The 22,696-nt window shown below is 67.6% G+C and carries 12 protein-coding genes and 2 pseudogenes; 8 read left to right on the top strand and 6 right to left on the bottom strand.

The features are described 5' to 3' along the window. Nucleotides 1–58 precede the first annotated feature (58 nt). Nucleotides 59–3,877 carry an HYR domain-containing protein gene (locus tag ACYVGE_RS00785; RefSeq protein ID WP_460726183.1) on the top strand — a complete coding sequence of 1,273 codons (3,819 nt, stop codon included), beginning with the start codon at nucleotides 59–61 and terminating at the stop codon, nucleotides 3,875–3,877. A 73-nt stretch (nucleotides 3,878–3,950) separates the two neighbouring features. On the opposite strand, the gene purL is transcribed toward ACYVGE_RS00785, so the two are convergent. From purL to xerD, 4 genes and pseudogenes are all read right to left on the bottom strand, one after another. After that, nucleotides 3,951–7,883: a phosphoribosylformylglycinamidine synthase gene (purL, locus tag ACYVGE_RS00780; protein ID WP_460726181.1), complete on the bottom strand. Its 3,933-nt coding sequence runs from the start codon at nucleotides 7,881–7,883 to the stop codon at nucleotides 3,951–3,953. Between the two features lie 189 nt (nucleotides 7,884–8,072). Continuing rightward, a pseudogene (locus tag ACYVGE_RS00775) lies at nucleotides 8,073–8,537 on the bottom strand (thioredoxin fold domain-containing protein); the annotation flags it as partial. 108 nt (nucleotides 8,538–8,645) lie between these two features. Beyond that, nucleotides 8,646–8,759: pseudogene (locus ACYVGE_RS00770) on the bottom strand (disulfide isomerase DsbC N-terminal domain-containing protein); the annotation flags it as partial. A 631-nt stretch (nucleotides 8,760–9,390) separates the two neighbouring features. Next, complete coding sequence (xerD, locus tag ACYVGE_RS00765; RefSeq protein ID WP_460726179.1) at nucleotides 9,391–10,344, bottom strand: site-specific tyrosine recombinase XerD; 954 nt, start codon at nucleotides 10,342–10,344, stop codon at nucleotides 9,391–9,393. 24 nt (nucleotides 10,345–10,368) lie between these two features. On the opposite strand from xerD, the gene ACYVGE_RS00760 reads away from it, so the two are divergent. The 4 genes from ACYVGE_RS00760 (at nucleotide 10,369) to ACYVGE_RS00745 (ending at nucleotide 15,312) form a co-directional block, all read left to right on the top strand. After that, the gene (locus ACYVGE_RS00760; RefSeq protein WP_460726177.1) at nucleotides 10,369–10,833 is read left to right on the top strand and encodes an RDD family protein; all 465 of its coding nucleotides are present in this window, start codon (nucleotides 10,369–10,371) and stop codon (nucleotides 10,831–10,833) included. Nucleotides 10,834–10,976: 143 nt separating this feature from the next. Continuing rightward, complete coding sequence (locus tag ACYVGE_RS00755) at nucleotides 10,977–12,671, top strand: hypothetical protein (RefSeq protein WP_460726175.1); 1,695 nt, start codon at nucleotides 10,977–10,979, stop codon at nucleotides 12,669–12,671. Nucleotides 12,672–12,754: 83 nt separating this feature from the next. Next, nucleotides 12,755–14,833, top strand: a complete 2,079-nt coding sequence (locus ACYVGE_RS00750) for a toll/interleukin-1 receptor domain-containing protein (protein WP_460726173.1) — start codon at nucleotides 12,755–12,757, stop codon at nucleotides 14,831–14,833. An 86-nt stretch (nucleotides 14,834–14,919) separates the two neighbouring features. Continuing rightward, nucleotides 14,920–15,312 carry a hypothetical protein gene (locus ACYVGE_RS00745; RefSeq protein ID WP_460726171.1) on the top strand — a complete coding sequence of 131 codons (393 nt, stop codon included), beginning with the start codon at nucleotides 14,920–14,922 and terminating at the stop codon, nucleotides 15,310–15,312. A 66-nt stretch (nucleotides 15,313–15,378) separates the two neighbouring features. On the opposite strand, the gene lptG is transcribed toward ACYVGE_RS00745, so the two are convergent. Together lptG and lptF are read right to left on the bottom strand one after the other, a co-directional pair. After that, nucleotides 15,379–16,479, bottom strand: coding sequence for an LPS export ABC transporter permease LptG (gene lptG, locus ACYVGE_RS00740; protein WP_460726169.1), 1,101 nt, complete (start codon nucleotides 16,477–16,479; stop codon nucleotides 15,379–15,381). Nucleotides 16,480–16,492: 13 nt separating this feature from the next. After that, nucleotides 16,493–17,569 carry an LPS export ABC transporter permease LptF gene (gene lptF / locus ACYVGE_RS00735; protein ID WP_460726167.1) on the bottom strand — a complete coding sequence of 359 codons (1,077 nt, stop codon included), beginning with the start codon at nucleotides 17,567–17,569 and terminating at the stop codon, nucleotides 16,493–16,495. Nucleotides 17,570–17,781: 212 nt separating this feature from the next. Here lptF and ACYVGE_RS00730 point away from each other — a divergent pair, with 212 nt between their 5' ends. The 3 genes from ACYVGE_RS00730 to ACYVGE_RS00720 all read left to right on the top strand — a co-directional run bounded on the left by ACYVGE_RS00730 (nucleotide 17,782) and on the right by ACYVGE_RS00720 (nucleotide 22,681). Further along, nucleotides 17,782–19,260 (top strand): leucyl aminopeptidase, encoded by a 1,479-nt coding sequence (locus ACYVGE_RS00730; RefSeq protein WP_460726165.1) that lies wholly within the window; start codon nucleotides 17,782–17,784, stop codon nucleotides 19,258–19,260. A 13-nt stretch (nucleotides 19,261–19,273) separates the two neighbouring features. Continuing rightward, nucleotides 19,274–19,699 carry a DNA polymerase III subunit chi gene (locus tag ACYVGE_RS00725; protein ID WP_310050691.1) on the top strand — a complete coding sequence of 142 codons (426 nt, stop codon included), beginning with the start codon at nucleotides 19,274–19,276 and terminating at the stop codon, nucleotides 19,697–19,699. Nucleotides 19,700–19,903: 204 nt separating this feature from the next. After that, a complete protein-coding gene (locus ACYVGE_RS00720; protein WP_460726162.1) occupies nucleotides 19,904–22,681 on the top strand; it encodes a valine--tRNA ligase in 2,778 nt (925 codons plus the stop codon). Nucleotides 22,682–22,696: the final 15 nt, after the last annotated feature.

The following is a 22,696-nucleotide window of genomic DNA, read 5'->3' as shown; positions in this document are numbered from 1 at the left end:
CCGCGCCTAGCGTCGTTCGGACAGTAGACGCGAAATGCGTGGGGACAGGGGAAACATCATGAAACGCTTAGGGACACTCGCGCCACGAGTGTGGCGGGGCATCGTCGTCGCCATCAGCCTGATGTGGGTTGCACCGTCCGCGATGGCGGCACCGGGAGGTGGGGGCTGCGACGCACCCGATGCGCGCATCAACATGGGCTCGGCCCAGGTCCCCGATTTCCGGCTGTCCAACGGCGTCTGGATCCCCAACGCGATCCAGATCAACGGCCAGTCCTCCAAGCCCAATCCGAACCAGGGCGGCCAGTACCAGTGGAGCTTCGTCGGCACCCCGCTGGGCACGCTGACCAACACCACGGATCCGCAGCCGACCTTCACGCCACCGGACGTGACTACCAGCCGGCAGGTCACGCTGCGTCTGACCGTCACGGCATCTGGCTGCCCTGGCAGTGATTCCGAAGACATCACCCTGACCATCACCAATGTCCACGACGTCGTCGTGAATACGGCCCCGCATTCGGTCCCGACAGCGTCCCCCGCCTCGGTGACCGAAGGCATGACGGTCACACTCGACGGCAGCCAGTCCTGGGACGCTGAAACGGCGGCCAACAACCTGACCTACACCTGGTCGCAAACCGGCGGCCCACCGGTGACCCTCGCCACGACAGCGAATCCGGCGATCAAGACCTTCGTCGCCCCGAACTTCACCGGCAACACGCTGCTGACCTTCCAGTTGACCGTGTCGGACGGCGCACTCAACAACGCCAATACAACCAACGTCAACATTTCGTGGACCAACGACGGGCCGGTCGCGGCTCTGAATTGCCCTTCGGGCGTGTTCGACGTCAACGAAGGCCAGCTCTTCACCTTCGACGGCAGCGCCTCGGCCGACGCCGACGACGGCATCGCCAGCTACGAATGGAAGCAGCTCGAAGGCCTGCCGGAAGTGCCCGGCGTCGGCGACTGGAACACCGCGACCGTCGCCTTCACCGTGCCGCAACTGGGGCTGCAGCAGACCGGCCTAATCCCGTTCAAGCTGACGGTAACCGACCACAACAATGCCAAGTCGAGCGCCACCTGCTCGATCTTCATCCACGACATCAGCAAACCGATCATCTCGGTTCCGGCCAGCTTCATCGCGGAGGCTGATTCGCCGCTCGGCGGGATCATCGGCCCGGATCGCGGCTACCTCGTCTCCGCCGCTGACGCCGTCGATGGCCCCCTGCCGCTGGTCAACGCGAGCGCCTACTTCACCTGCGCACCGCCACCGGGCGCCCTGTTCAAGCTCGACCAGACCACCCCGGTGGCGTGCATCGCGCACGATTCGGCCGGCAACGCGGCGACCGCGGGCTTTTCCATCACCGTGCTGGACAAGACCGCACCGGTGATCGACGTGCCACTCTCGTTCGCGGTCGAGGCCGAAGGCCCGGACGGCGCCCATGCCGCCTACGTGGCCACCTCGCATGACGTCGTGGATGGCGACCAGGCCGCCACGTGCATCCCCGCCCCGGGCTCGGTGTTCCCCATCGATGTGCCGGGGCCGACCACGACCGTGGCCTGCAACGCCACCGACAGCCACGGCAACGCGGCGGTCGGGAAGACATTCGAAGTCGCGGTGCACGACACCACGCCTCCGGCGCTCACCGTGCCGGCCGGCGTCACGGTCGAAGCGACGAGCGCCCAGGGCGCGATCGCGACCTACATCGCCACGGCGACCGACCTCGTCGACGGGATCATCGGCCCGGATTGCAATTTCAACTCCGGCACGACCTTCCCGCTCGGCGATAGGACCGTCACCTGCAGCGCTACCGACGCACATGGCAACAAGGCCGAAAAGTCCTTCATTGTCAGCGTGGTCGACACCACGCCGCCGACGCTCACCGTGCCGGCCGGCGTCACGGTCGAAGCGACGAGCGCGCAGGGCGCGATCGCGACCTACATCGCCACGGCGGTGGACGTCGTTGACGGCATCGTCGGTCCGGACTGCGACTTCAACTCCGGCACTACCTTCCCGCTCGGCGATACCACCGTCACCTGCACCGCGACGGATGCACATGGCAACAAGTCGGGCGCGCAGTCCTTCGTGGTCAGCGTGGTCGACACCACGCCACCGGCGCTCACCGTGCCTGACGACTTCAAGGTCGAGGCGACGAGCGCGCAGGGCGCGATCGCGACCTACATCGCCACGGCAGTCGACCTCGTCGACGGGATCATCGGCCCGGATTGCAATTTCAAATCCGGCACGACCCTCCCGCTCGGCGATACGACCGTCACCTGCAGCGCTACCGACGCGCATGGCAACAAGGCCGAAAAGTCCTTCATGGTCAGCGTGATCGACACGACACCCCCGGAGCTCACCGTGCCGGCCAACCTCACGGTTGAGGCGACGGGCGCGCAGGGCGCGATCGCGACCTACATCGCCACGGCGGTCGACGTTGTTGACGGCATCGTCGGTCCGGACTGCAACTTCAACTCCGGCGTAACCTTCCCGCTCGGCGATACGACCGTCACCTGCAGCGCTACCGACAAGCATGGCAACAAGGCCGAAAAGTCCTTCATGGTCAGCGTGGTCGACACCACGCCGCCTGCGCTCACCGTGCCGGCCGGCTTCACGGTCGAGGCGACGAGCGCGCAGGGCGCGATCGCGACCTACGTCGCCACGGCGGTCGATGTCGTTGACGGCATCGTCGGTCCGGATTGCAACTTCAGCTCCGGCGCCACCTTCCCGCTCGGCGATACGACCGTCATCTGCACCGCGACGGACACGCGTGGCAACAAGTCGGGCGCGAAGTCGTTCGTGGTCAGCGTGGTCGACACCACGCCGCCGGCGCTCACCGTGCCGGCCGGCTTCACGGTCGAGGCAACGAGCGCCCAGGGCGCGATCGCGACCTACATCGCTACGGCGATCGACCTCGTCGATGGGATCATCGGCCCGGATTGCAACTTCAACTCCGGCACCACCTTCCCGCTCGGCAATACGACCGTCACCTGCACCGCGACGGACACGCATGGCAACAAGTCGGGCGCGAAGTCCTTCGTGATCAGCGTGGTCGACAGCACTTCGCCGGTGATCGCCGCGCACTCCAACCTGGTGGCGGAGGCCACCGGGCATGCGGGCGCCGCGGTGACTTACGTCGCGCCGACGACGTCGGACGCGGTCGACGGCGCCGGCAGCGCCAGCTGCCTGCCGGCTTCTGGCAGCACGTTCTCGCTCGGGACGCACACCGTCACCTGCAGCGCGCAGGATGCGCACGGTAACGTAGCGACGGCGACCAGCTTCACCATCACGGTGCAGGACACCACGGCCCCGGTGGTCTATTACAGCGGCGACGTCACCGCGACGGCGGGCAGCAACTCGTCCGCCACGGTGAACTACACGCAGCCGACCGCGTGGGACATCGTCGACGGCACGGTGCCGGTCAATTGCACGCCGGCCTCGGGGAGTACGTTCCCGGTCGGCACCAATACCGTGTATTGCAGTGCCACCGACCAGCACAACAACACCGCCAGCGGTTCGTTCAAGGTCACCGTGAGCTATGGCTGGACCGGGTTCTTCCGCCCGGTCGACATGGCGCCCATCGTCAACTCGTCCAAGGCAGGCAGCGCGATCCCGATCAAGTTCAGCCTGGGCGGCAACCAGGGCATGGGGATCATGGCGGCGGGCTATCCGAAGTCGGCACCGATGTCCTGCGGCGGTGCGGTGGAAGATCCGATGCTGGAAACGGTCACCGCCGGCGCGAGCAGCCTGCAGTACGACTCCGGCGCCGGCCAGTACATCTACGTGTGGAAGAGCGAGAAGTCGTGGGCCGGAACCTGCCGGCAGATCCAGGTGAAGCTGGCCGACGGCACGCTGCACACCGCCAACTTCTCCTTCAAGTAAACGGCGGCGCGAAAAAGAAAAGCCGGGCCTCGAGCCCGGCTTTTCCATTTCAACTTCTTCAACTTCGCACCGCCTAGCCCACCCACACCCGCGCATTGCGGAACATGCGCTGCCACGGCGAGTCGTCCCGCCAGTCGCGCGGTGCCCAGCTGAAGTTGGCGGCGCGCAGGGTGCGCTCGGGGTGCGGCATCAGGATGGTGGCGCGGCCGTCGGCGCTGCACAGGCCGGCGATGGCGTTCGCCGAACCGTTCGGGTTGGCCGGGTAACTCGTCGCGAGGCTGCCATCGCCATTAATGTAGTTGAGCGCGACGGCAACGCGCGCGTTGTCGCCGGTCGCCTCGAACGACGCACGACCTTCGCCGTGCGCCACCGCGACCGGGATGCGCGAACCCTGCATGTCGCGCAGGAACAGCGACGGCGAATCCGCCACTTCCAGCAGGGCCACGCGGCCTTCGTACTGCTCGCTGGCGTTGCGCAGGAACTGCGGGAAGTGCTCCGCGCCCGGGATCAGGTCCTTGAGCTGCGACAGCATCTGGCAGCCGTTGCAGACGCCCAGGGCGAAGGTGTCGTTGCGGTTGAAGAAGGCGCTGAACGCATCGCGCAAGGCCGAACGCTCCAGCACCGACGTCGCCCAGCCGCGGCCGGCACCGAGCACGTCGCCGTAGCTGAAGCCGCCACAGGCGACGAAGCCGATGAAGTCATCGAGCCTGAAGCGACCCTGGATCAGGTCGCTCATGTGCACGTCGTAGGCTTCGAAACCGGCACGGTCGAAGGCGTACGCGGTTTCGACCTGGCTGTTGACGCCCTGCTCGCGCAGGATCGCGACCTTCGGCCGCGCGCCGACGTTGAGGTAGGGCGCGGCGATGTCCTCGCTGGCGTCGAAGGTCAGCTTCGGCTTCAGACCGGGCGCATTGAAGTCGCGCGCGGCGGCGCGTTCCTGGTCGGCCGATTCCGGGTTGTCGCGCAGCTTCTGCATCGCGTGCGTGACCGACCACCAGGCGTCGAACAGTTCTTCCCAGCGCCACTCGGCCAGGGTATCGCCGTCCTGGCGCACGCGGATCGACGGTGCCGTGGTCGGCCTGGCAATGCGCTGCGCGCAATCGATCAGGCCATGGCGGGCAACGAGGTCGGCGAACTCGGCGCGGTCCTCGGTCGCGATCTGCACGACGGCGCCGAGTTCCTCGTTGAACAGGGTGCGCAACGGGTCGCTGCCGCGATCGTCGCCCCAGCCGTCGAGGTCGATGTCGAGGCCGACGTGCGAGGCGAACGCCATTTCGCACAGCGTGGCGAACGCGCCGCCGTCGCTGCGGTCGTGGTAGGCGCGCAGCAGGCCATGCGTGCGCGCATCACGGATCAGTTCGAAGAAGGCACGCAGGCGCTGCGGATCGTCGAGGTCCGGCACCGCGGGATCGTCGCGATCCTGCGAACGTCCGGCGAAGGCCGGCAGGTCATTGCCCCCCGCTTCGGGGAAGCATTGCGCCAGGATCGAACCGCCCATGCGCTGCTTGCCGGCACCCAGGCCGATCAGCCACAGCTCTGACTCGTCCTCGCGCGAAAGCAGTGGCGTGAGCTGCTCGCGCACGTCGGTCACCGGCGCGAAGGCACTGACGATCAGCGACACCGGCGACACGGACTTGTGCGCCTCGCCGTCGTTGTGCCACTGCGCCTGCATCGACAGGGAGTCCTTGCCGACCGGGATGCTCAGATCGAGCTCCGGGCACAACTCCATGCCCACGGCCTTGACCGCGTCGAACAGCAGCGCGTCTTCGCCCGGATGGCTGGCGGCGGCCATCCAGTTCGCCGACAGCTTGATGCGGTCCAGCGATTCCACCGGCGCGGCGGCGAGGTTGGTGATGGCCTCGCCTACCGCCATGCGCGCGGCGGCGGCGGCATCGAGCAGGGCCAGCGGCGTGCGCTCGCCGATCGCCATGACCTCGCCGACGTGGCTGTCGAAACCGGACAGGGTGATGGCGCAGTCGGCCACCGGCATCTGCCACGGGCCCACCAACTGGTCGCGTGCGGTCAGGCCGCCGACGGTGCGATCGCCGATGGTGACGAGGAACTGCTTGGACGCGACGGTGGGATGCGCAAGCACGCGCAAGGCTGCATCGCGCAGGGCAATGCCGCTCCAGTCGAGCGCGGGCCATGGCGCGGCGGCGGGCTGCCGCGTGTCGCGGTGCATCTTCGGCGCCTTGCCGAACAGCACGTCCATGGGAAAATCAATCGGCCAGTCACGACCGGCCTCGTGCGCATTGTCGACCGTCGCGCCGTAACCGACGACGAGGCGTTCTTCCGCCGTCGCGTAGCCGACCACTGCGAACGGGCAGCGCTCGCGTTCGCACAGCGCGGCGAATTCGGCGACACGGTCGGCCGGCAAGCCGAGCACATAGCGCTCCTGCGATTCGTTGCACCACAGCTGCATCGGCGACAGCGACGGGTCGTCCGCGGGCACGCGGGCCAGGTCGATCACGCCGCCGACGCTGGAGTCGTGCAGCAGTTCGGGGATCGCATTGGACAGGCCGCCGGCGCCGACGTCGTGCGCAGTGACGATCGGGTTGTCCTCGCCCATGGCAACGCAGCGGTCCAACACTTCCTGGCAGCGCCGCTCCATCTCAGGGTTGTCGCGCTGCACGCTGGCGAAGTCGAGATGCTCGGCGCTCTCGCCCGACGCGACCGAACTGGCGGCACCGCCGCCGAGGCCGATCAGCATCGCCGGGCCACCGAGCACGATGACCGCATCGCCCGGGCGCAGCGAATGCTTCTGCACCTGCACGCGGTCCATCGCGCCGAGGCCGCCGGCGAGCATGATCGGCTTGTCGTAGGCGCGGGTGTGGGCGCCTTCGTTCAACTCGAAACTGCGGAAGTAGCCGGTGAGGTTCGGCCGGCCGAATTCGTTGTTGAACGCGGCGCCGCCGAGCGGGCCGTCGAGCATGATTTCCAGCGCCGGCGCCATGCGCGGATTGAGCGAACGCGGCGCCTCCCACGGCTGCGGCAGCGTCGGAATGCGCAGGTGCGACACGGAGAAGCCGCACAGGCCCGCCTTCGGGCGGCCACCACGGCCGGTCGCGCCTTCGTCGCGGATCTCGCCGCCGTTGCCGGTGCTGGCGCCCGGGAACGGAGCGATCGCGGTGGGATGGTTGTGGGTCTCGACCTTGATGCAGAACGCCGACGGCAACTCGGCTTCGCTCGCGTACGCCTGCGTGCCCGGCTGCGGGCGGAAGCGGCGCGCGCCGTAGCCTTCGACCACCGCGGCGTTGTCGCTGTACGCCGACAGCGTGTACTGCGGCGTGGTCGCGTGGGTGTTCTTGATCATCTTGAACAGCGACAGTGGCTGCTCACGCCCGTCGATGGTCCACGACGCGTTGAAGATCTTGTGGCGGCAATGTTCGGAGTTCGCCTGCGCGAACATCATCAGCTCGACGTCGGACGGATTGCGGCCCAGGGCGGCGTAGCGCTCGCGCAGGTAGGCGATCTCGTCGTCGGCGAGGGCGAGGCCGAGCCGCGCATTGGCGTCCTCGAGCGAGGCCAGCGCGATGCGTTCGAGTTCGCCACGGGCGGGCACGGCGAACAGCGCGGCGGCATCGTCGCGCGCCTCCAGCAGCGACTGGGTCATCGGGTCGTGCAGCAGCTTCGCCAGCGCGCCCTGCGTCGGCGCATCCGCGGGCCAGCCCGCCACGTCGTAGCGCAGGCCGCGCTCGACCCGCTTCACCGGTTGCCCGGCGCCCTGCAGCAGCTCGGTCGCCTTGCTCGCCCACGGCGACAGCGTGCCCAGGCGCGGGGTGACATAGCGGGAGATCGCGCCGGCGTCGCGCGGCGCCTCGTCGAAACCACCCTGCAGGATGCGCGCGAGCGTGGCCCGGTCCGGCTCGGCCCCGGTTTCGGGGACGACCCAGTAGGTCCACCTGGCGCCGAGCAGGCGCAGGTCGGGATGGACGGCTTGGAGGCGGGCTTGCAGGCGTTCGCGGCGGAACGAAGACAGGGCGGAAGCGCCCTCGAGGACCATCATGTCCGGGGAACCGTGGGGTACGGGCCGGCTATTGTAGCCGCCCGCGATGGACCCAAACCACGGCATGGTTGAAGCCGCGCGCGCGGCTAGCCATGGCAGGCCATGGGCTGTAGATGGCGACCGTGACCCGATCGAAACCAAAACGGAGGCCGAAGCCTCCGTTTCTGCCTTTGTCCGGCCGGATCCGGATCAGCCGCCGGTCGACGCCACCGGATCGGTCGCTCCGCTGGCGGAGGTCTTGCCGCCCTGGGCCAGGCGATCCAGCGCCTCGCGCAACTGCTGCGGCGGCAGGTAGCCGCCGACGGTGGTGCCGTCTTCGGCGATGATCATCGGCGTGCCGGTCAGGCCCGCGCGCTGGCCGATGTCGTACTGCATCGACACGGTGTTCTTGCAGTCACGCACCTGTATCGGGCGATCGTTCTTGGCATCGGTGAGGGCCTTCTTGCGGTCGGGCGCACACCACACCGAAATCATCTTCTTGTGGTCCGGACTGCCAATGCCCATGCGCGGGAAGGCCATGTACTGCACGGCGATTCCCTGCTTGTTGTACTCGGCGATCTCGCTGTGGAACTTGCGGCAATACGCGCATTCGACGTCGGTGAAGATCGCCACCGTGTACTTCGGATTCGGCGGAGCGAAGACGATGCGTTCGCTGACCGGGATGGCCTTGATCAGGTCCTTGCGCACGGCTGCGAGCGACTGCTCGCTCAGGTCCTTCTTTGCGGTGACGTCATACAGCGCACCTTGCGGACCAGGCAGGAACAGGTAACGGCCATCGTCGCTGACATAGACGACCTGGCCCTGGACGATGGCTTCGCGGAAGCCGGCAATCGGCGCGGCCTTGACCTTCTCGATGGTGACGCGCGGATTGAGCATGTGGACGGCAGCGACTGCACGCGCTTCCGGCGTGTTCGCGCCGACCTTGGGTGCATTGCCCAGTGGGGCCGTGGCGCCCGCTGTGGTCGCCTGTGCGCCCGGCGCCTTGCCGGCGGCCGCGCCAGACTGGGGACCCTGGGCGCAGGCCGAGAGGCTGATCACGCCCAACAGGGCAAAGAAAATTTGCTTCATGAACGGTCCTTGCATGGGGGTGACCGGTGTTGGAACGCCGGAAAAGCCGGGAGTTTCGCGATTGTCGCATGAGTGCGACGGACGGCGTGCCCGGAGGGGCCAGTGGCGGGTGCGCTGGGTCACGCATTGGGATCCTTCCGCCCATTCGTGCTGGTGTTCGCGATGCCGCTGATCGCGACTGAGGCCTGCAACCCGCAAGTAAAGGACCGCCGTTCCCCGCTACAACGCGCTGCGGCGCGTTCGACCCCGCCATTGCGCAAGCTCCCCGCGGCGCGGCCGGGCGTTCGGCAGGCCGCGCGGCAGTGCCGCGCCGTGTTCGCTTCGATCGCGTAATGCGGCCATCCATGGCGCAACGCCGCGAGCTTCGGATCGCCCGGCCCGGCCATCCATGGCCGGGCGTTCGGCAGGCCGCGCGGCAGTGCCGCGCAAGCGGCCTGCCTCACCCTCTCGGATGGTGCTTCGCATGCAACTGCTTCAATTGCTCCCGCGCCACCAGCGTGTAGATCTGCGTGGTCGACAGCGAGCTGTGCCCCAGCAGCATCTGCAGCGCGCGCAGGTCGGCGCCGTGATTGAGCAGGTGGGTGGCGAAGCTGTGGCGCAAGCCATGCGGGCTGATCTTCGCCGGGTCGATGCCCGCAACGCCGGCATAGCGCTTCACCAGTTGCCAGAACTGCTGGCGCGAAGGCGCATCGCCACTCGCCTCCAGGAACAACGGCGCCAGCGCGTGCTTGCCGGCGAGCTGCGGACGCGCGTTCGCGAGGTAGCGCTCGAGCCAGTGCTGCGCCTCTTCGCCTAGCGGCACCAGCCGCTCCTTGCTGCCCTTGCCGGTCACGCGCAATACGCCCTGGCGCAGGTTGACCGCCGTAGCGGGAAGGTTGACCAGTTCGCTCACCCGCAGGCCGCAGGCATACATCAGTTCGAGCATCGCGCGATCGCGCAGCCCCAGTGGCGAGTCGACTGCCGGCGCGGCCAGCAAGGCGTCGATCTGGCTTTCGCCCAGCGCCTTGGGCAAGGACCGCGGTTGCCTGGGCGGGTCCAGCAATGCGGTAGGGTCATCGGCGCGCGCACCGCTGCGCACGCGATGGGCAAAGAAGGCCCGCAACGCCGACAGCAGGCGCGCGTTGCTGCGCGGCGAATATCCGCTGCGGCTGCGCCACGCCAGGTAATCGAACAGCGTGGCGCGATCGGCGGACGGCAGCCCGCCGCCCCGGCCTTCATGCCAACGCGCGATGCCTTCCAGGTCGCGTCGATAGCTGTCGAGGGTCTGCCGCGACAGCCCACTCTCGGCCCAGATCGCATCAAGGAAAGCACTGATCGCGATCGCATCGGCATCGGTCAATGGCGGCAGGGCCATCGCCTGCGTGCGGCGTTCGGCCGGCGTGTGCGGTCTCATGGACAAAGCTTATATGCTGGTGCGATGACTTCGTCCGATACCACTTCCCAATCCGCTACACCGCCCCGGCCCGCGGCCCTGGTCGGTTGGCGCCTGTTCGCGCTGCTGTATGACTTTTTCCCCGTGCTGGGCCTGTGGTTCGCGACCGGCGCGGTCGCGATGCTGGTGCACGGCGGTGAACCGATCTATGGCGACACGCTCGCGGGCTGGCTCGAACTGTGCGCGCTGTGGCTCGTCACGGGCCTGTACGCGACGTTGAGCTGGCGGCGTGGCGGACAGACGCTGGGAATGCGGCCATGGCGCCTGCACCTGGCCGCGCGTGATGGCGGCGAGCCCTCGTGGTCGCAATTGTGGACGCGTTACGCCGTCGGCACGCTGTCGCTGCTGCTGGGCGGAATCGGGTTCTGGTGGGCGTGGGTTGACCGGGAAAAGTTGACCTGGCATGACCGTGCCAGCAGAACTCGCTTGATCCGATTGCCCAAGCAGTAGTCCGGAGTTCCCCCGCGCGCTGCGGCGCGTTCGTCTTCGTCGCCACGTCAGTGGATCGCAGCGCTGCAGTGGCCTTCCCCTTCCGGATCCCACGTTGGGGCTAGAGGATCCGCGGCGCGCGTGCCGTCGGTGAGGGACATCGCATGCCCGCTCTCGAGGCGACTTCCCTGGTGGTTGGCATCACGGGTCACCGCAACCTGCACGCTGCCGCCATCCCCGCCCTGAAGACGCAGCTGCGGACATTCTTCCTCGACCTTGCCGAGCGCTATCCGCACCTGCCGGTGGTGCTGCTGTCGTCGCTGGCCGAGGGCAGCGACCAGTTGGCCGCGCAGGTCGCCTTCGACCTTGGCCTGCGTGTGGTGGCGCCGCTGCCGCTGCCGGTGGCGCTGTATCGCGATGACTTCGAGAGCGCGGGCAGCCTGGTGGTGTTCGAACAGCAGTTGCAACGCGCCGAAGTACTGCAGCTGCCGTTGCGGCACGGCGTCGACATCGAAGAGGTGTCGCGCCCGGGACCGGCCCGCGACCGGCAATATGCCCAGGCCGGCATCTTTGTTTCCAGCCATTGCCAGGTACTGCTGGCCCTCTGGGACGGACGCGAATCCGATCGCCTCGGCGGCACCGCGCAGGTAGTCCGGTTCCACCTTCATGGCGAGCTGCCCGGCGCGATCGAGCGTCGCCGCGATACCACGCTCGCGCTGCTCGGTCTGGACGAGGAGACGGTGGTCCATCACCTGCCCGTGCGCCGCACCGAGGATGAGGAAGGACCTCCCGAGGCCGGCCGATGGATCACCGCCGAGGACGAAGTCGTCGCCCATGCCGACATGCCCGCGGTATTCGACCGGATGTTCCAGCGACAGGCGGAATTCAACCGCGACTGCCGCACCTACGCCGAGGCCATTGCCGCCGATGGCACGGACCCGGCCGGGGCGGCGATGCCCGCCTGCCCGATCCACCAGTTGTTCGTCAGCGCCGACTGGCTGGCGCGCACCTACCAGCGCCGCGTCAACCAGGTGCTGCGCATCGTCTACCTGCTCGCTGCCGCGACGGGCTTCGCGTTCTTCCTGTACACGCACATCGCCGCGCACTCCCTGATCATCAACCTCTTCCTGGTGTTCTTCCTCGCCGGCATGGGCGTGGTGCTGCTGTCGCGCCGCCGCGAATGGCAGCGCAAGTACCTCGACTACCGCGCGCTCGCCGAAGGCCTGCGCGTGCAGTCGTACTGGCGGCGCGCAGGCATCACCGACCTGCACTCGCCCGCCTTCGCCCACGACAATTTCATGCACAAGCAGGACGTGGAACTGGGCTGGATCCGCAACGTGATGCGCAGCGCCAGCCTCGAAGGCCTGCTGGTGCCGGTCCAGTCCGATGCACCGGCCGTCGATGCGGTGGTGCGGGAGTGGATCGGCACCAACGACGGCGGCGGCCAGCTCCAGTACTTCTCCGCCGCCGCGGCACGGCGCGAGCGGCAGCACCGTCGCGCCGAACTCGCGGGCATGGTCTGCCTGTGGATCGGCGTGGGCATCAGCGCCGTGCTCGCGGTGTTCTCGCGCCGGTTCGACCCGCAAGTGCAGCACGTGCTCGTGTCGTCGATGGGCATCCTCTCGGTGGCCGCGGCCGTGCACGAGGCGTACGCCTACAAGAAGGCCGACAAGGAACTGATCAAGCAGTACCGCTACATGCAACGCATCTTCGGCGCGGCGCGGCGGCGCCTCAACGGCTGCCAGGGCGTGCACGAGCAACAACAGATCCTGCGCACGCTGGGCGAGGCGGCGCTGACCGAACATGCCGAATGGACGCTCATGCATCGCGAGCGCCCGCTGGAACATTCGCACCTGTGACCCCCATCAGGGGGTGCCTGCGGATGTCCTGAATGCAGGTAGGCAGGCGTTAAACCGGATGCACCGGCGACACTCGGGCTCCAATGCGATTCCGCGCCTTCCTCAGCTACAGCCATGCCGACGCCGAGTGGGCACGCTGGCTGCTGCGTCGCCTGGAAACCTATCGGGTGCCGTCGCGGCTGGTCGGCACGCGCGGCACGCACGGTGAGATCGGGCCGCGGCTGGGCACCTTCTTCCGCGATCGCGATGAATTGCCGAGCTCGGGCGACCTGGGCACCACCATCCGCGAGGCCCTGGGCGAATCCGCCGCGCTCATCGTGGTGTGCTCGCCCGCCGCCGCGCAGTCGCGTTGGGTCAATGCCGAAGTCGAGGCGTTCCGCGCCGAGGGGCGCGACGATCGCGTGCTGTGTTTCGTCGTCGCCGGCGAACCAGGCAGCCACGATCCCGCGCAGCAATGCTTCCCCGCTGCCGTGCTCGCGCATGCAGGCGACGGCAGCGCGATCGAACCGCTTGCCGCCGATGCGCGCCGCGAAGGCGACGGGCGCGAACGCGCCTTCCTCAAGCTCGTCGCCGGACTGCTCGGCGTCGGCTACGACACGCTTGCCCGGCGCGAAGCGCAGCGACGCCAGCGCAAGTGGGCTGTGGTAGCCGCCGCCTCGCTGGCGGGCATGGCGATCGCGCTGGCCCTGGCCGCGACCGCCTGGGTCGCGCGCAACGATGCGCAACGCCGGCAAGCCCAGGCCGAGGACATCCTCGGCTTCATGCTGGGCGACCTGCGCAAAAAGCTGGACACCGTCGGCCGGCTCGACCTGATGGGCGCGGTCGACGACAAGGCCATGGCCTACTTCGCCACGCTCGACCCACGCGACCTCAGCGACCGCGCCCTCGAGGAACAGGCGCGCGCGCTGACCGGCATCGGCCAGGTGCGTCTCAACGAAGGCAAGCACGACCCCGCGATGGCGGCGTTCCGCGAGGCGCACGCGCGCAGCACCGCATTGCACCAGCGCGCGCCGGACAACGGCCAACGCCTGTTCGACCTGGCCCAGGCCGAATACTGGATCGGGTTTGTCGCGCTGGAGCAGGGGCGCTATGACGAATCGGCCGTGTGGTTCCGCAAGTATCGGGACAGCGGAATCCGGCTCGCAGCGATGGACCGCAAGAACTTCGACTGGCAACGCGAAGTCGCCTACGGCCACCAGACTTTGGCGGTACTCGACGAGCGGCGCGGGCGCTATCCGGAAGCCGAGCGCGCCGTGCGCGAAGAGCTGGCGCTGTATCGGACCTGGACGGCGCAGCACCCGGATGACACGGCGCTGCGCTTCGAGGCCGCCAACGTCCTGTCATGGCTGGGTACCCTATCCGCCCAGCAGGGCAAGCTGGCGGACGCGGAAGCATTCTTCACCGAGCAACTCGCCGGCATGCAGCGCAATCTCGCGGCGGAACCGGCGAACGCCAAATGGCAGGACCTGCGTGTAAATGCCTTGTATCTGCTGGTGGAAGCACAGGCCCAACGCGGCCGACGCAACGAGGCTCTCGCCAACATCCTTGCGGCGACCACGTCCGCGGACGCGTTGGCCAAGCAGGATCCGGCCAACAACCTGTGGCAGTCGCCACCTGCGATCTGTCGCTGGTGGCATGCGCAGTTGATTGCCACCTCCGACAGTGCGATGGCCATCAAGCTCGCGGACGAGGCCGCCGCCATCGCGACCAGGGCGCGGACAGCCGAGCCCAAGAACGAACGCGTACTGCGCTGGCTGGTCATGGCGCGCAACCTGCAGGCCCAGCTTGCACTGGCGCAGGGTGACAGCCGTGGGGCGCAAGCGCATGCCGCCGAAGCGTTGGCGCTGTTGGAACCGGCCTGGAGGGACGCTCCGAACGAAACCCTGCGCCTGGTCCTGGCCAACAGCCGGATCCTCGCCGGAGAGGGCGCACAGGCGGCAGGAGACGACATTGCGGCGCGGGCGGATTGGCAACAGGCCGAGCGACTTCTGACGACCGACGCAGGCGACGCGTTGCCATTCGAACGGCTCGATCCCCTGGTGCGGACCTTGCTGCACCTCGGCCGCGCCGCCGAGGCACGGCTGCACCAGCAACGGCTCACCGCCGCGGGCTACGTCCCGCTGCGGCCATTCCCCCCGGCCGATCGAATCGCCGCGCAATAAGGCCACGCCCCCAGCCACTGAATCCGTCGGGCTTTACGCCCACGTCCCGGCCCGAGCGGCCATCCCCCCGAAGAGGAGCCACGACCATGCCCAACACTCCGAACATCAATCTCGACCTGCGCTTGAACGGCTCCACCGACCCCGGCTGGCACAACGTCCTCGCCTCCAACGGCCAGACGACCTATGGCTACCGCTACACCGGTGGCGACGATGGCGCCGGCGGCCTGGAACAGACCTCGGGCCAGGGCCGCGATACGGCACCGCTGCAGCTGATTGCCGACCAGCGTTACCAGATCAGCGGTCACAACTTCTTCAACGACACCAACAACCAGCTGAGCTGGAACGGCAACAGCGGTCGCGCAGCCACGATCATCGACGCCAACAGCCACGTCGAGACCGCCGAATACAACGTCATCGTGACCGACACCGGCAACGGCAACTGCACGATCCAGTGCGATCCGCCGATCATCAACCGGTAGCCGTCGGCCTGGCCCCGGACGCGGCGCACACACGTGCGCCGCAGGCGGCCGGAATGCCGCTCGTGCTTATCCCGAGCGGCGCCTGAAGAAGAAGAACGACACCGTGAGCATCACCAGCGTCGGCAACAGGTACGCGATGCGGTAGTCGAAATGGTAGACCTGCGCCAGTCGCACGCACTGCTGCTGCAGCAGCCAGAAGCCGAGCGAGAACACGATGCCGATGAACAACCGCTTGCCCATGCCGCCGCTGCGCAAGGTGCCGAAGGCGAACGGCACCGCCGCCAGGCACAGGGCGAGGATGTTCAGCGGATAGAACCAACGCCCCCAATAGATCGCCTCGAACTCCGAGGCATCCAGGTCATTGCGCTGGCGGTAGGCGATCGCTTTGCGCAACTCGCCCGCGGCGAGGTAACGCGGTTTGTCGGTGCCGGCGGTGAGCGCGACCGCATCCAGTTTCGACGCCCAGCGTTCTTCCGGGACCTTGGTCTGCGTCACCGACTTGGCCTGGAAGTTGGTGCGGGTGACATCGCGCAGCAGCCAGCCACCGGGGCGGTGCTCGGCGACTTTCACCAGCGCCAGTGACTTGAGCCGTCCGTCGCCGGCGAATTCGTAGAGGCGCACGTCGCGCAGTTCGAGCCAGCGATCGGTGCCGTTGTCGCGCTCCTCGCCACCGTTGGCATTGAGGATGACGTCGCCTTCGCGTGCCCACAGCCCGGAGTAGCGCGCCACGATCATGTCCTTCGACTTCGCGGTGGTCTTCAGGGCGTTGGAGCGACGCTCGCCCCACGGCCCCGCGGTTTCGCCGCTGAACACCATCAGCAGGGTCAGCACCGCCAGGGCGCCGGCGACCGCGACGCTCAGGCGGCGGCGGGACAGGCCGAGGGCACGCAGTGCGGTGAGTTCCGAGGACGCGGCCAGTTGGCCCAGGGCCATCAGCGAACCCACCACCGCGGCGTAGGGGAACAATTCGTACAGGCGGCGCGGCACCGTATAGGCCATGTAGGCGATCGCCGTCGTCATCTCGTAGTTGCCGCGGCCGATGTCGCTGAACTCGCCGACGAACCCCAGCATGAGGTCGAGTCCGATCAGCACCGCCCACACCAGCAGGATGGTGGTGAAGACGACGCGGCCGACATACAGGTCGTGGATCCTGGGGAATGGTTTCATCGACGCTCCCCCTTCACGACCGCGCCGGCCGGCGCATGCGGCCGTCGAAGAAGTACAGCCACAAGGCGATCACCAGCAGCGGCACGATCAGCCACCACAGGCCCAGATCGGCGGGAATCTTGCCCTTCTCGAGCCACTTGGTCCCCATCAGCATGAGGTTCATGCCAATCATGTAGCCGAGGAACCCGGTCATCACCCGGCCATAGCGGGCCTGGCGGGGCATGCTGCGCGCCAGCGGGATCGCCATCAGCGCAAAGGCGAGCGTCAGCAGAGGCGGCGCGATGCGCGCATGCAGCTGCGCATTGGCCTCCTTGCGCTTGTCTCCGATCAGGCGGGAGGTCGGCAGGTACTCGGGATCGTTGGGATCGAACTTCCGCTCGACCGCCGGCATGGTCACTTCGTTGCGCTTGTAGCCGAGCAGGCGATAGTCGAGCCCGGCCTCGCGCGGGCCTTCCACCTCGAAGCCATCATTGAGGGTGAGGAAGCGCTCGCCGTTGTCGGCGACGGTGACCTCGCCGTCGTTGGAAGTGGTGACGTCGAGGCGGTCCTCCTTCTGCCTGTACACGAAGACGCGACTGAAGCGGCTCCCATCGGGACTCATCGCCCCGACGAAGATCACGCCGCCCCCGGCGATTTCGGTGAAGGCCCCCGGCTCCAGTCCCGCCACGATCAGGTTGCGGTTGGCCTCGCTCACCATCTGCCGGGACACGCGCTCGGCCCACGGCCCCAACCACAGGGAACAGGTACCGACCACGGCCACCATCGGCAGCACCAGCAACAGCAGCGGCTTCAGGATGCGGGTCGGTCCCACCCCGATCGCGGAAATCACCGGCATTTCCGAATCCCGGTACAGCCGCCCCATCCCGAGCATCAGCCCCAGCATCAGCGCCAGGGGCAGGATCAGCGGCAACCAGTTCAGCATCACCAGCCCCAGCTGGGGCAACAGCATGCCCACCGGGATGCGGCCGGTGGCCATGTCGCGCAGGACGTCGGTGAAGACACCGCCGAAGGCCACGATCATCAGCACGACGCCGGCGGCGAAGGTGGACTGGACGAATTCGCCGAAGAGGTATCGATCGAGCTTGCGCATCAGGGGGGCGGGCTTCCAGTGGGCTGCTAGACTTGAGGTTTGGTCGGGCCGGCGTCGCCGGGGTGGCTGCACCCGCGCCTCGCCGACCGGCCGGTCGCGACCGATCCGCGATTGTACTGGTAGTACCGGAGTGGTTCGGTGCGCCGGTTTCACCGCGCACGCCGAACGCTCCCACCCCACCGCATCTCTTTACTTCCCCCGGAATCTGTTGGATGGCCCTCGAATTCGACCTGAACAATGCCGCTCCCGCGACCATCACCACCGATTGCGTGGTCGTGGCCGCCTTCGCCGACAAGAGCCTGAGCCCGTCGGGCCAGACGCTGGATGAAGCCAGCGGCGGCCGCCTGCGCGCCCTGCTGGAACGCGGCGACATCAGCGGCAAGACCGGCAAGACCGCCCTGCTGCACGACCTGCCCGGCGTCACCGCGCCGCGCGTGCTGGTGATCGGCCTGGGCGATGCCGGCAAGTTCGGCGTGCCGCAGTACATCAAGGCGCTGGGCGATGCCGCCCGCGCGCTCAAGACCGGCCCGGTCGCCCATGCCCTGCTCACCCTGAGCGAGCTGGATGTGAAGGGCCGCGACCAGGCCTGGAACCTGCGCCAGGCCGCGATCGTCTGCGACCACGCCTGCTACGCCTATACCGCCACGCTCGGCGCCAAGAACAAGAAGCGCGACGAAACCGGCCTCAAGCACCTCTCGATCCGCGGCGAGGACAAGACCGCCCTCGCCAACGGCAAGGCCATCGCCGCCGGCGTCGCCTTCACCCGCGAACTGGGCAACCTGCCGCCGAACATCTGCAACCCGGGCTACCTCGCCGAGCAGGCGCAGGAATTCACCGCCCGCTTCGACAAGGCCAGCTGCGACGTGCTCGACCGCGCGCAGATGCAGGAACTGGGCATGGGCTCGCTGCTCGCCGTCGCGCGCGGCTCGGCCAACCCGCCCAAGCTGATCGTGATGAAGTGGAACAACGGCGGCGACGCCAAGCCCTTCGTCCTCGTCGGCAAGGGCATCACCTTCGATACCGGCGGCATCAACCTGAAGACGCAGGGCGGCATCGAGGAGATGAAGTACGACATGTGCGGCGCCGCCAGCGTGATGGGCGCGTTCGTGGCCGCGGTCGGCATGCACCTGCCGATCAACCTGGTCGTCATCGTCCCGGCGGTCGAGAACATGCCCGACGCCGACAGCTACCGGCCGTCCGACGTCCTCACGTCGATGTCGGGCAAGACCATCGAGGTCGGCAACACCGACGCCGAGGGCCGCCTGATCCTGTGCGATGCACTGACCTACGCGCAGCGCTTCGAGCCGCAGGCCCTGCTCGACGTCGCCACCCTCACCGGCGCTTGCGTGATCGCGCTGGGCAAGTACGCGACCGGCCTGATGTCGAAGGACGACGACCTCGCCAACGAACTCATCGCCGCCGGCGAGAACGTGTTCGACCGCAGCTGGCGCCTGCCGCTCTGGGACGAATACCAGTCGCTGCTCGATTCCACCTTCGCCGACGTCTACAACATCGGCGGCCGCTGGGCCGGTGCGATCACCGCGGGTTGCTTCCTTGCGCGCTTCACCGAAGGCCAGCGCTGGGCGCACCTCGACATCGCCGGCGTGGCCAACGACGAAGGCAAGCGCGGCATGGCAACCGGCCGTCCGGTCGGCCTGCTGAGCCAGTGGCTGCTCGACCGCGCCGCCTGACGCCGACCGCACCGTGGCGCGCGCCGACTTCTACCTGATCGCCAAGGAACGGTTCAAGGCCGAACCGCTGCGCCTGGTGTGCGAGCTCGCACGCAAGGCGCACGACGCCGGGTTGTGGACGCTGGTGCTCGCGCGCGATGCGGCGCAGGCCGAACAGCTCGACGATCTGTTGTGGGACATGGGCGAGGACGTCTACATCCCGCACCAGATCGCCGGTGCGGACGTCGACGAGGAAGAAGCCGCGGTCCTGATCGCCTCGCCCGATGTCGACGCACCGCTGCGACCGCTGGTGATCAACCTGCGCGACGCGGCGGTCGACGGCAGCTTCGAGCGCGTGCTGGAAGTCGTCCCCGCCGACGAGTCCGCGCGCGGCCCGCTGCGCGAGCGCTGGAAGCACTACCAGGCGCGCGGACTGGAGTTGAAGAAGTACGACATGTAAGAGATGTCCGGTGCGTCCGGGATGCCGGGCGCGCCGACTTCGTCATCCCGGCGCAAGCCGGGATCCATTTTGACTTTGCTCTATTCGCGCGTAGTACGCGATGCAACAGCAACAGCAACAGCAAAAATGGATCCCGGCTTACGCCGGGATGACGAGCACAAGCAACAGCGACAGCAACAGCAACAGCACCAATAAGCGCAAGCCATGACCCAGACGCTCTCCTCCAGCTACGACCCCACCCAGTTCGAAACCCGCCTGTACCAGCAGTGGGAGAGCAGCGGCGTGTTCCAACCACGGGGAGAGGGCGAGCCCTACACCATCCTGCTGCCGCCGCCAAACGTGACCGGCACGCTGCACATGGGCCACGCGTTCCAGCACACGCTGCAGGACGCACTGGTGCGCTATCAGCGCATGCGCGGCTTCGACGTGCTGTGGCAGATGGGCACCGACCACGCCGGCATCGCCACGGAAATGGTGGTGTCGCGCAACCTCACCGCCGAAGGCAAGGGCGAAACGCGCGACTCGCTCGGCCGCGACGGCTTCATCGCCAAGGTGTGGGAGTGGAAGCAGCAGTCCGGCGACACTATCGAGCGGCAGATGCGCCGCCTCGGCACGTCCGGCGACTGGACCCGCAGCGTGTTCACCATGGACCCGATGGCCGCGGAAGCCGTCGTCGAAGCCTTCGTGAAGCTGCACGAGCAGGGCCTGGTCTATCGCGGCCAGCGCCTGGTCAACTGGGATCCGGTGCTGAAGACCGCGATCTCCGATCTCGAAGTGGTCAACGAGGAAGAAGACGGCCACCTGTGGTCGATCGCCTATCCGCTCGGCGACGGCAGCGGCACGCTCACCGTCGCCACCACCCGCCCGGAAACCATGCTCGGCGACACCGCCGTGATGGTGCATCCGGAAGACGAGCGCTATGCGCACCTGATCGGCAAGACGGTGAAACTGCCGCTGACCGGTCGCGAGATCCCGGTCATCGCCGACGCCTACGTCGATCGCGAATTCGGCACCGGCGTGGTCAAGGTCACGCCCGCGCACGACTTCAACGACTACCAGGTCGGCCAGCGCCACAAGCTGCCGATGATCAACATCTTTACCCCGGACGCCGTCACCAACGACAACGTCCCGGAGAAATACCGCGACCTCGATCGTTACGTCGCGCGCAAGGCCGTGCTCGCCGATCTCGAAGCCGAAGGCCTGCTCATCGAGACCAGGCCGCACAAGCTGCAGGTGCCGCGTGGCGACCGCACCAACCAGGTGATCGAGCCCTACCTGACCGACCAGTGGTTCGTGCAGATGGACGGCTTCGCCAAGCGCGGGCTGGACCTCGTCGAGCAGGGCGACATCCAGTTCGTCCCGGCGAACTGGATCAGCACGTACCGCCACTGGATGGAGAACATCCAGGACTGGTGCATCAGCCGCCAGCTCTGGTGGGGCCATCGCATCCCGGCCTGGTACGACGCCACCGGCAACTTCTACGTCGGCCGTAGCGAAGCGGAAGTCCGCGCGAAGCATTCGCTCGGCACCGAGGTCGTGCTGACGCAGGACAACGACGTGCTGGAGACCTGGTTCTCCTCGGCGCTATGGCCGTTCAGCACCATGGGTTGGCCGAACGCGGAACTGATGCAGGAACGCGGCTTCGACAAGTACCTGCCGTCGTCGGTGCTCGTCACCGGCTTCGACATCATCTTTTTCTGGGTCGCGCGCATGATCTTCATGACCGACCACTTCACCGGTCGCGTCCCGTTCAAGGACGTCTACATCACCGGCCTGGTGCGCGATGCGCACGGGCAGAAGATGTCGAAGTCCAAGGGCAACATCCTCGACCCGATCGACATCATCGACGGCATCTCGCTCGACGACCTGGTCGCCAAGCGCACCACCGGCCTGATGCAGCCGAAGATGGCCGAGAAGATCGAGAAGGCCACGCGCAAGGAATTCCCCGACGGCATCCCCGCCTTCGGCGCCGACGCGCTGCGTTTCACCATCAGCGCCCTCGCCGGCCACGGCCGCGACATCAAGTTCGACCTCGGCCGCGCCGAGGGTTACAAGAACTTCTGCAACAAGCTGTGGAACGCCTCGCGCTTCGTGTTGATGAATACTGAAGGCGCGAGCTTCACCGGCGTGCCGCAGCCTAAGACCGATGCCGAACGCTGGATCCTCGCGCAGTTGGCGAAGACCGCGGCCGAGGCCGAACAGCACTTCGCGTCCTACCGCTTCGACCTGCTCGCGCAGGCGCTGTACGAGTTCGCCTGGAACAACTTCTGCGACTGGTTCGTGGAACTCGCCAAGCCGGCACTCAACGGCGCCGATGCGGCCGCGGCGGACAGCACACGCCACACGCTGCTGTACGTGCTCGAGCGCCTGCTGTCGCTGCTGCACCCGCTGGTGCCGTTCGTGACCGAAGAGCTGTGGCAGGCGGTCGCGCCGCGGCTTGGCATCGCGGAGACGACGGTCATGCTGCGACCCTATCCGCAAGCCGCGGATTTCGCCGGCGCCGATCAAGCGCGGGCCGAAGCCGACATCGAGTGGCTCAAGGCCATGGTCTCGGCATTGCGCCGCGTGCGCAGCGAACTCAATGTCGCGCCGTCGAAGCTGGTGCCGCTGCTGCTCGCGGAAGGCAACGAGGCCGATCGGGCGCGCGCGCAGCGCTTCGACTCGCAGTTGCGCTTCCTCACCAAGCTGGAACGCATCGATTTCATCGCCGATGCCAAGTCCGCGCCGGCTTCGGCCGCAGCCGTGGTGGGCGAACTGCACCTGCTCGTGCCGCTGGAAGGCCTGGTCGACCTGTCGGCCGAGCGCGCGCGCGTTGAAAAGGAAATCGCGCGGGTCGCCGGCGAAAAGGAAAAGAGCGAAGCCAAGCTCGCCAAGTTCACCGACAAGGTGCCGGCTGCGGTGATCGAGCAGGAGCGTCAGCGCCTGGTCGACTGGACCACGCAGCTCGAGGGCCTGGCGGCGCAACGGGCGAAACTGGGCTGATCGCAACCGGGTGCC

Source organism: Lysobacter rhizosphaerae, from assembly GCF_054779795.1.
This window is presented reverse-complemented; position numbering and strand designations above follow the sequence as displayed.

Excerpts from the sequence above, each read along its gene's own strand:
- ACYVGE_RS00785 (WP_460726183.1), top strand. The coding sequence starts at position 59 with ATGAAACGCTTAGGGACACTCGCGCCACGAGTGTGGCGGGGCATCGTC.
- purL (WP_460726181.1), bottom strand. The coding sequence starts at position 7,883 with ATGATGGTCCTCGAGGGCGCTTCCGCCCTGTCTTCGTTCCGCCGCGAA.
- xerD (WP_460726179.1), bottom strand. The coding sequence starts at position 10,344 with ATGAGACCGCACACGCCGGCCGAACGCCGCACGCAGGCGATGGCCCTG.
- ACYVGE_RS00760 (WP_460726177.1), top strand. The coding sequence starts at position 10,369 with ATGACTTCGTCCGATACCACTTCCCAATCCGCTACACCGCCCCGGCCC.
- ACYVGE_RS00755 (WP_460726175.1), top strand. The coding sequence starts at position 10,977 with ATGCCCGCTCTCGAGGCGACTTCCCTGGTGGTTGGCATCACGGGTCAC.
- ACYVGE_RS00750 (WP_460726173.1), top strand. The coding sequence starts at position 12,755 with ATGCGATTCCGCGCCTTCCTCAGCTACAGCCATGCCGACGCCGAGTGG.
- ACYVGE_RS00745 (WP_460726171.1), top strand. The coding sequence starts at position 14,920 with ATGCCCAACACTCCGAACATCAATCTCGACCTGCGCTTGAACGGCTCC.
- lptG (WP_460726169.1), bottom strand. The coding sequence starts at position 16,479 with ATGAAACCATTCCCCAGGATCCACGACCTGTATGTCGGCCGCGTCGTC.
- lptF (WP_460726167.1), bottom strand. The coding sequence starts at position 17,569 with ATGCGCAAGCTCGATCGATACCTCTTCGGCGAATTCGTCCAGTCCACC.
- ACYVGE_RS00730 (WP_460726165.1), top strand. The coding sequence starts at position 17,782 with ATGGCCCTCGAATTCGACCTGAACAATGCCGCTCCCGCGACCATCACC.
- ACYVGE_RS00720 (WP_460726162.1), top strand. The coding sequence starts at position 19,904 with ATGACCCAGACGCTCTCCTCCAGCTACGACCCCACCCAGTTCGAAACC.